The following is a 1,543-nucleotide window of genomic DNA, read 5'->3' on the forward strand; positions in this document are numbered from 1 at the left end:
TATTTTTAGCATGGGGTTCTTTATTTGAGCGACCTAAGGTCGCGATCGCGATATTTTTCTAAAATCCCATCAACGATATCTTTTTCGAGCTATATTTAGCCCCTCCTTGCCTTAATTTCCCCTCCATTAGCCCAAAAAAATAAAAAATAAGCGCCAGCAGCGCCATCTTCTTCATATTCTGTGCAGCGGCTGCCAACAAGCATTGCATTTGTACTTTATTCAACCCACGGAACCGCGCATAACGGTGACCATGATGTTGTTTCGCATCGGCAAAGCTTCTTTCGACCGTCTCTTTTCGCCTTGCGTAGACTTTTTTGCCCCATTTTGTCAGTCTCAACGCATTTGACCACTCTTTGGCTTCTTCCCACACATGTCGAGTCACTGTTTTTTGTGCTTTTTTATTTTGTGTACATGATTGGCGATGTTCACATATTTTGCATTGAGAGATGTCGGATTTGTAATGCTTATAGCCATTGCGGTCAGTCGTACTGTAAGTCAATAGTTCTCCAGCAGGACAAACATACACATCTCGCTCGGCATCATATTGAAAGTGTTTCTTTTGATAGTCATTTTTCCCTTTATTGGGTCGTCGATAACCGGGGACAAGGGCAATATTCATTTCTTTGGCAAGATGGCACACGGACGCGGTGAAGTAGCCCGCATCTACACCTGCGGCCACGGTATTGAGGTTAAAACGTTCAATTTGTCGCTGCAAGCGACCAATATAAGGTTGGCTATCATGCACATTTCCCGCTGTGACGTGGGTATCCATGATGATGCCGTGCTTCCCATCGACAGTACGATGGTCGAGATAAAAGAAGCCTTTGGGTTTATTATCCCGATGCATAAAACCACTGTCAGGGTCAGTCGTACTCACTTTAGTGTTTTTGACGACGCTGTTTCCGCTCGATTTTTTTGCGGCGGGTAAGGGCTTCTTTGCGTGATTTTTTCGGTCTTTTTCGACGGCTGCGTTGAGTTGTTCGATGTATTCACTCGGTGCAATAGGACGCTCTTCGTTAATCGCTTTACGCGGGTTTGCATCCGCTTTCAAGTGAGTGCTATCGGTATAAAGCACACGACCGTTCGCCATGCCGCCGCTGATGGCTTGTTCAACGACATGGTCAAAAATTTGTTGGAAAACATCACTGCCATTGAAGCGACGAAGGCGATTTTGGCTGAGGGTTGACGCATCAGGGACTTTCTCCGTTAACCCCATGCGTAAAAACCAGCGATAGGCCATATTGACCTGGATTTCTTTGACGAGTTTGCGCTCTGAAGGAATGCCAAATAGATAGCCCAGTAACATCATTTTAATCAATCGAACTGGGTCAATAGCAGGTCGCCCATTATTAGGGCAATAAAGGTGAGCAACGGCATCCCGAATAAATTCGAAGTCCATAACGGCATCGACTTTTCGAACGAGGTGGTCTTCGGGAACTAGTTCATCAAGGGTGACGGTTTCGAACTGATACTGTTGAGGAGAAGGTTCTTTTAACATATCGGTTAGCTCGTTATTTGTACTAACCTTATTAGATCAAAGTCC

1 protein-coding gene is annotated in these 1,543 nt (G+C 45.1%); it reads right to left on the reverse strand.

The window, feature by feature from the left end; translation table 11 throughout:
• Positions 1-58: 58 nt before the first annotated feature.
• Entirely contained in the window at positions 59-1,498 is a 1,440-nt protein-coding gene (locus tag ACGF7G_RS22265; RefSeq protein ID WP_387468455.1) for an IS1182 family transposase, read from the reverse strand.
• Positions 1,499-1,543: the final 45 nt, after the last annotated feature.

Origin of the sequence: Photorhabdus sp. RM323S (assembly GCF_042879375.1) — a bacterium.
Taxonomy (GTDB): domain Bacteria; phylum Pseudomonadota; class Gammaproteobacteria; order Enterobacterales; family Enterobacteriaceae; genus Photorhabdus; species Photorhabdus tasmaniensis.

What these genes read in the sequence shown, in the direction of transcription:
- ACGF7G_RS22265 (WP_387468455.1), bottom strand. Translation starts at nt 1,498, where the DNA reads ATGTTAAAAGAACCTTCTCCTCAACAGTATCAGTTCGAAACCGTCACC.